A 7,109-nucleotide genomic window follows, 5' to 3' on the forward strand; every position below is an offset into this window, starting at 1 on the left:
CTAACCCGAAGAACGCAGGGACTCCATCAACTGCTGGGGCGTCATCTGCTCGTAGGGCTCGAAGGGCTGGTGGATCCAGGGGTTATCGGGCAGGTAGTCCACGTAGTAGTCGGGCTGGTAGACAGAGGCCGCTTTGTACCAGAGTACGCCAGTGCGGATTTCCTCGATGTAAAAGCCGTAGTGGTGCTTAAGCCAGTGGAGGGAGCGCTTCAGGGTCATGCCGGAGTCGGCCAGGTCGTCCACCAGCAACACATGGCTACCCAGGTTGGCAGTGGTCATGGCCAGATCCCGCGAAAAGGTCAGTTGTCCCCGTTGGCGATTGCCAGGGCCGGAGTAGGAGGAGGCGGCGAGAATGGCTAGGGGGAGGTCGAAGAGACGGGCCAGGGTATCGCCGATGCGCAGCCCCCCTTTGGCGATGCAGACAATTTGGTTAAACTCCCAGCCGCTTTCGTAAACTTTGACGGCCAGCTCTTCGATTTTGCGGTGGTAGTCGGCCCAGGTAATAGAAATCTCGTGCAAGGGATCCCTCTCTCGCAGTCTGGATTGCTCAATTCTAACTATATTGATTCTTTTCCCATCGACCGGCCTGACGATGGCAACCTGAGGGTCTAGCTTTCTTTCAGCGGGATCACCTTCACCCAATGGGCGTAGGCGGGATCCCGATTTTCAGTGATGGCCGTCAGCTTCTGCCGCAACTGCTCGGTGATGGGGCGGGAGGGGGGCAAGACGTATTGCTCGATCTGGCGAATAGGGGTGATCTTGGCGGCAGTGCCGGTGAGGAAGGCTTCCTCGGCAATCAACAGCTCCGACTTATCGACCGGCCGCTCTTGGGTGGGGATCCCCAGGTCGCGGGCCAGGGTGAGAACGCTGTCGCGGGTGATCCCTTCCAGGATGTCTTGGTCAAAGCTGGGGGTAATCAGCACGCCGTTGCGCACGATGAAGATGTTCATGCCCGAGGCTTCGCTTACCTTGCCTTGGGAGTTCATCAAAATGGCCTCATCATAGCCGGACTGCACTGCCTCAGTTTTGGCCAGAGAAGAGGTGATGTAGGCGCCGGTGATCTTGCCCCGCAACGGCAGGCTGCGATCCTCTTGGCGGGCCCAAGAGCTGATGCGGCAGGTGACTCCCTCTGGTGAGAGGTAGTCTCCCAACTCCAACCCGTACACGAAAAAGTCTTTCTCGATGTTGTGCAACCGCGGCGAGATGCCCAGGTCGGAGGTGTAGACCAGGGGGCGGATGTAGAAAGAGGTGGAGGGGCGATTTTTGCGGATCAGCTCCACGATCACCTGCTCGATCTTTTCGGCGGGCAGATCGAAGCAGAGCAGGCGAGCACTCTGGCTCAGCCGTCGGCAGTGGCGATCGAGACGAAACACCAGCACCTGATCCGGATTTTGCGGGTCGGGGATCCCGCGTAGACCGCCAAAGGCTGCCGTCCCGTAGTGCAGAGCATGGGTGGCAATGGAGATCTTCGCCTCGGCAAAGGGGACGATCTGGCCCTGAAAGTAGGCGTAGGGCAGAAAATCCGGCATGGTCGGCACCTACTGCGGTGGGAAAAGATGTAAGAGTAGGAATATTATCACCGATGGAGGCAGCATCGGCAGCCCCAGCGTTGGCAGCACTCGGAAAGATATGCGCACTGCAGTGTTTTTTAGCCAGTCAAGTTCTGAGAGGGCTGTGGAGGCAAACAGCTTCTAACTTACGAGGGGCCGACGAACTACACCCCATGACGCAAGGAGTCCACTCCCTTTGCGAAAGCAACAGTGCTCCTTTTGGCAAGGCTTCTTTCACCCCAAGGTTGGTAGGGTAAGAATGTGGTTACTCAAACAGTTGGAAATGAAGCTTCCAAAACTTGCTGTTGCTTCCTTGCTTGTGCTGGGCGTTTTGCTCCTCAGCAGCCCGATGTTATCGGTAGGCAAGAGCACAGAGGTAGCTTTTGCTCAATCTCCTGCTCCAGCCGTCCGCATTGAAGAAGCGATTCAGATGGCTCGATCTGCTGTTCCCGATGCTGTGATCAAAGAAGTTGAGTTGGAGCGCGAAGATGGCCGCTTAGTTTGGGAAGTAAAACTCACCAACGATGTTGAGGTCAAGATCGACGCCACTACCGGCGATGTTGTCGATATCGATGACTAGTCCTCAGGGGGGCACAAACTGGGGTAAGCGTTGCCGGAAAAAGCGGTAGTTGCCACTGCCTGATGAATGCTTGATGAAACAGTAGCAATCTTGAGAACTGCAAAAGCTGGGGATCCCGTTTATTTGGGCAGGGGGAAGGTGTTCGCATAATAGACACCCGCTGGCTGAGGCCAGTTTAACTGCTGGCCAGGGGCAGGTGGTCGAGTCAGTCTGGGCTAAAATGCTGTCTATCCGTCTTGCTGCTCCCCCTGATGGACGACCCCCCTTTAGTCTCAGCGGCTACTTTCCCCAACACTGAGCTTTCGTGGGGAGATGCGTCTCTTAGTCTCTTTTGGGTCATCGCTCTTCTGGTCATCAACGCTTTTTTTGTGGCGGTGGAGTTTTCCTTGGTGTCGGCGCGGCGCTCCCGCATGGTGCAGTTGGCCAGCGAAGGGAACCGCCAGGCGGCAATTGTGCAAAAGGCCCAGGAACAGTTGGAGTATGCCCTCTCCACCACCCAGTTGGGCATTACCCTGGCCAGCGTGCTGCTGGGCTGGATCGGGGCCACCCAGGTTGCGCCGACACTGTTTTTGGCCTTGAGGCAGTTGGCCTGGTTGCGGAACGTGGATCCCGCCATTGTTCAGGGGGTGGCAGTGGTGGTGGTGTTTTCGCTGCTCACCTATTTCCAAATTGTGGTGGGGGAGCTGATCCCCAAGACTCTGGCCATTCTCTACTCGGAGCCGATTGCCCTAAAACTGGCCTGGCTCAACCGCTTGGTGAGCCGCTTTTTGCACCCTTGCGTGGAGCTGCTCCGGTTCTCCTCCCGCTGCTTGTTGCAGCTTTTTGGCGTCCGCATCCCGGAGGCCACTTCTTTTTACAGCACCATGACGGTGGAGGAGCTGCAACTGTTGATCGCCTCGTCGGTGGAGTCGGGCAACATCGAGGCGGAGGAGCGGGAGCTGTTGAGCAATATCTTCGAGTTCGGCGAGACGGTGGCCAGCGAGGTGATGATCCCGCGCACCAGCATCGACGCGGTGCCGGAAACCGCTACGGTGCAAGAGGTGCTGGCCGAGGTGGCCGAATCGGGGCATTCCCGTTACCCAGTCTACGGCGAGTCTTTGGATGACATCCGCGGCCTGATTCATGTCAAGGAGCTGATCGGCGAGCTGGCCAAGGGATCCCTGGATTTGCACAGCCCCATCACCCCTTTCATTCGCGAGGCCCACTTTGAGCCGGAGAACAAGCTGATTGCCGAACTGTTGCCCGAGATGCGGCAGCACCACTGGCCAATGGTGGTGGTGGTGGACGAGTTCGGCGGCACGGCGGGCTTGATCACCATTCAAGACCTGGTGGAGGAGATTGTCGGCAAGCTCTCCGATGGCCCAGATCCCAAGGCGAAGGAGCCGGATATTCAGGAGCTGGACGAAAATACCCTCCTCATCCAGGCCCAGTTGGATATTGAAGAGGTCAACGAGCGCTGCCACCTCAACTTGCCCCTCCACGAGGACTACCAGACGCTGGGTGGCTTTTTGATCTACCACCTGCAGAAGATCCCGCGCGTGGGGGAAAAGTTCACCTACCAAGACATGGAGTTCCAGGTGGTGCGCATGGAAGGCCCACGGGTGGATCGGGTGAAGGTCGTTCGCCACCGCCGCAGCTCTCCCAACCCGCTGCCAGTGCTCCCCCCCGCCCAGACGACCAAGCCTGGCTCTTGAGGAGCTAGGTTTTGACGACCTTGAGGGTCTGCAGCCGCACATCTTCGGGGCCGTTGATAAAGCCGCCTGCCTCGTGCACCAACAACAGATAGTCCACCGCTTCCTGGGTTACCTCTTCGCCGGGCACCAAGATAGGGATCCCAGGGGGGTAGGGGGAGATGATCTCGGCACAGATGTGGCCTACGGCTTCCTGAAAGGGGATCCGCTCGATGGGGGCAAAGAAAGCCTGCCGCGGCGAGAGCCGTTGCGGCGGCAGGGGAGGGCGTTTCAACTGGGCCAGGCGCCGCAGTTTCTCGGCCATCGCCAGCGAGGGTTGGGATCCCTGAGCCTGCTTCGACAAAGCGGCGAAGCTCTCCACCAGCCGGTCGATATCCCGCTGGGTGTTGCCGAGGCTAACGATAAAGACCACGTTGTGCAGGGTGGACATCTCCGGCTGCACGTGGAAGTGGTCGTTGACCCAGTCGTGGGCGTCGAAGCCAAAAAGGCCCAGCCCCGACACCGTCACCGTCAAGCGGGTGCGATCCAGATCGAAAAAGCCAGGTGTAGAGCCGATGCGCTCCGGGCCAAAGCAAAAGAGCCCTGGAATGCGGTTGAGGCGGGCGCGGGCTTGATCGGCTAAAGCCAGGGCTTGGCCCAGCAAAGCTTCCCCTTCTAGGGCCATCTGCCGCCGCGCCACGTCCAGCGACATCATCAGCACGTAGTTGGGGCTAGTCGATTGCAGCAGTTGCAAGATGTTGCGCACACGGTTGGGATCGATGCGGGATCCCTTGAGGTGGAGCATCGAGGCTTGCGTCATGCCGGAGATCACCTTGTGGGTGGACTGCACCACCAGATCGGCACCAGCTTCCAAGGCGGAGAGGGGCAGTTGCGGGTGAAAGCCAAAGTGGGGCCCGTGGGCCTCGTCCACTAAGAGGGGCAGGCCGTGGCTGTGGGCGATGGCCGCTAAGGTTTCTAGGTCGCAGCAAACCCCGTAGTAGGTGGGGCTGACCACCAACACGCCCTTGGCGTCGGGGTGCTCGGCCAGGGCCTGCTCCAGGCCGGCAGGAGTGATGCCGTGGGCAATGCCCAGTTCTATGTCGAAGTCGGGCTCGATATAGGCCGGCACGGCCCCGGAGAGGATCACGCCGGCAATGGCCGACTTGTGACAGTTGCGCGGCAGCAGGATCTTGTCTCCTGGGTCGCACACGGCCATCACCAGGGTTTCCACGCCACAGGTGGAGCCATTCACCAGAAACCAACTGCGATCCGCTCCGTAGGCGGCTGCCGCCAGCTCCTGGGCTTCCCGGATCACGCCGTCGGGATCGTGGAGGTTGTCCACCTCCGGCAACTCGGTAAGATCCGCCCGGAAGACGTTTTCTCCCAAAAACTCCCGCAGGTCGGTGGCGATCCCGCGTCCCTGCTTGTGGCCTGGCGTGTGAAAGGGAGCCTTGTCCAAGCTGCAATAGTGGCGGATGGCCTCAAAAAGAGGGGCCCGCTCTTGAGCTTTGCGATCCAGCAGGCACAGACGACGGGACGCCTTCGACAGATGCGACAGAACCATGGGCCACTCCCCAACACACCAGCGTCCAGCCATTATCCACCCCCAGCGGAGCCAAGTCCACCCTCAAGGTCACCCCAGGAAGTGTCTTTCCTGCTAGCCTGGGTTCAGGTTGCCTTTCCCTCCTGCTTGTATGTTTGAAAAGCTGCCCCTCCCCCTGAGCACCCTGGTGTTGCTGGCGGGCGTTGCCGCCACAGCTTGGGGCTTTGCCCAGTACAGCGATCCCACCCTGAACCTCATCGGCCTGTTTACCGGGATCCCCTTGCTGCTGGGGGGGGTGACCATGAAGGTGGTGGAGCTCAAGCCAGTGCCTGCCCTGACGCCCCCCTCGCCAGAAGTGCTCCAAGCCCGTGCTCAGCAGGCCACGGAAATTCAAAAACAAGTCCGCGCCGACATCACCAAATACAGCTATGGGGCCAACGCCCACCTGGAAGAGGCCCTGGAGTTCCTCGGCCTGCGCGGCCCTCTGGAAGCAGACCTACCCAAAATCAGAGGCTACAGAGAAGAATTGCGGGATGGCCGCTACACCCTGGTACTTCTCTTCGATTCGCCGGCCGTTCCCTTCCAGCAATGGCAGGAGAGCTACCAGAAAAAAATGCAGGGCTTCTTTGGCCGCGACGTGGAGGTGCAACTGCAGCAACCCCGAGAACATCAGGTGGAGCTGGCGCTCATCGCCTGTCCCGGATCCCAGGCCACCGGAACAGGGTGAGGGGGCTTGGATCCCTTAGCTTTTTTCACGACTTTTTCACAGTTCTATTCTTAAAATCAACGGCGGCTCACACGGGTGTGTTGAGGACTGAAACACTAGAGGAAGGAGACCTGGGGATCCCCATCATCGGGATCCCTCTTTTTTAGATGGTAAAAAGTTAGCAGGATCCCAGGAGAATAAAGCTGGCAACAAGTAGCTCCCACGCTCAAAATGCTTTTCAGTCACTCCAGTCAATGCCAAGAGCTCCTACAATTTGCTTAATGAAACGCCCAGAATTCCCCACTATCTATACGGTGGGCATGGATAGCGCCCCCAGATTGACGCTGGGTGTACAGTTTCACTGTTTCTAGGCAAGCACCGCCGCACAAAACAATACACTCAGAATTGTGCCAGAGCTTGGCTTTTCCCCAGTACACCCACTTAGTTGTTCTCCAAATTGCTGCTTTAACACTCGGCTCGATCCCGAGTTGAGGGAAAAACTAGGTTAGAAATGTTGTTATCAAGAGATGAATCAACAAGCAAATAGACATAATTCAGCTCGCCATGAAATTCGGTTAGGAAACTCCAATGAGTAACCAACACCCTCTCCAAGACAGTCTTTATTTAACCCATACTGACTGCCAAGGTGCTCCAGGGCGAGCCTTCCGGATCCCTGAGCTGGCCCTCACCCAAGACTTGGCGCTGGTTCCTCAATCCCGCCAGCGGCAGGCGGCCTTTCGTGTTTACTGGCTACGGAGCACGCAACACTCCCTATCCCTGGCCAAAACCGGTGATCTTTGCGTTGATTCTCAGCTTCTCTCTCCTTCTGGGAGAGAGGCTGAAGGTGTTGGCTCTATGTTCTGCCAGCATCAACTCCTTGGCATTGCAGAGCCCTAGGGGGTCTGTCTCAAACTTGTACAGAGTGGCAATGCTATGAACAGAACTGAGTCTGGGGTGTTGTCTATATGCAACGCTGACGCAACAGAGATGAGGAGATTTCCTTAGCAATCCCCTGCTATTACGTTTCCATGCAAATTTTAGGTTGGAAACGCTCAAATTA

The 7,109-nt window shown here is 58.0% G+C and carries 6 protein-coding genes; 3 read left to right on the forward strand and 3 right to left on the reverse strand.

The genetic code is table 11. The annotated features are described in order from the left end of the window. Both NW841_RS09905 and NW841_RS09910 read right to left on the reverse strand, forming a co-directional pair. On the reverse strand, window positions 1-519 hold the full coding sequence (locus NW841_RS09905; RefSeq protein ID WP_414386227.1) for a phosphoribosyltransferase: 519 nt from the start codon (window positions 517-519) through the stop codon (window positions 1-3). 89 nt (window positions 520-608) lie between these two features. Beyond that, window positions 609-1,529: a branched-chain amino acid transaminase gene (locus NW841_RS09910; RefSeq protein ID WP_414335893.1), complete on the reverse strand. Its 921-nt coding sequence runs from the start codon at window positions 1,527-1,529 to the stop codon at window positions 609-611. A gap of 280 nt (window positions 1,530-1,809) precedes the next feature. Here NW841_RS09910 and NW841_RS09915 point away from each other — a divergent pair, with 280 nt between their 5' ends. Both NW841_RS09915 and NW841_RS09920 read left to right on the forward strand, forming a co-directional pair. Then, a complete protein-coding gene (locus NW841_RS09915) occupies window positions 1,810-2,130 on the forward strand; it encodes a PepSY domain-containing protein (RefSeq protein ID WP_414386228.1) in 321 nt (106 codons plus the stop codon). A gap of 251 nt (window positions 2,131-2,381) precedes the next feature. Beyond that, window positions 2,382-3,824: a hemolysin family protein gene (locus tag NW841_RS09920; protein WP_414386229.1), complete on the forward strand. Its 1,443-nt coding sequence runs from the start codon at window positions 2,382-2,384 to the stop codon at window positions 3,822-3,824. A gap of 4 nt (window positions 3,825-3,828) precedes the next feature. Here the strand turns inward: NW841_RS09920 and NW841_RS09925 are convergent, their stop codons facing one another. Beyond that, the gene (locus NW841_RS09925) at window positions 3,829-5,364 is read right to left on the reverse strand and encodes an aminotransferase class I/II-fold pyridoxal phosphate-dependent enzyme (RefSeq protein WP_414386230.1); all 1,536 of its coding nucleotides are present in this window, start codon (window positions 5,362-5,364) and stop codon (window positions 3,829-3,831) included. A 130-nt stretch (window positions 5,365-5,494) separates the two neighbouring features. On the opposite strand from NW841_RS09925, the gene NW841_RS09930 reads away from it, so the two are divergent. After that, window positions 5,495-6,070 (forward strand): DUF2854 domain-containing protein, encoded by a 576-nt coding sequence (locus tag NW841_RS09930; RefSeq protein WP_414371792.1) that lies wholly within the window; start codon window positions 5,495-5,497, stop codon window positions 6,068-6,070. Window positions 6,071-7,109: the final 1,039 nt, after the last annotated feature.

It is taken from the genome of Synechococcus sp. H60.3 (assembly GCF_047462295.1).
In the GTDB taxonomy this organism is placed as follows: domain Bacteria; phylum Cyanobacteriota; class Cyanobacteriia; order Thermostichales; family Thermostichaceae; genus Thermostichus.

What these genes read in the sequence shown, in the direction of transcription:
- NW841_RS09920 (WP_414386229.1), top strand. Translation starts at nt 2,382, where the DNA reads ATGGACGACCCCCCTTTAGTCTCAGCGGCTACTTTCCCCAACACTGAG.
- NW841_RS09910 (WP_414335893.1), bottom strand. Translation starts at nt 1,529, where the DNA reads ATGCCGGATTTTCTGCCCTACGCCTACTTTCAGGGCCAGATCGTCCCC.
- NW841_RS09925 (WP_414386230.1), bottom strand. Translation starts at nt 5,364, where the DNA reads ATGGTTCTGTCGCATCTGTCGAAGGCGTCCCGTCGTCTGTGCCTGCTG.
- NW841_RS09915 (WP_414386228.1), top strand. Translation starts at nt 1,810, where the DNA reads ATGTGGTTACTCAAACAGTTGGAAATGAAGCTTCCAAAACTTGCTGTT.
- NW841_RS09930 (WP_414371792.1), top strand. Translation starts at nt 5,495, where the DNA reads ATGTTTGAAAAGCTGCCCCTCCCCCTGAGCACCCTGGTGTTGCTGGCG.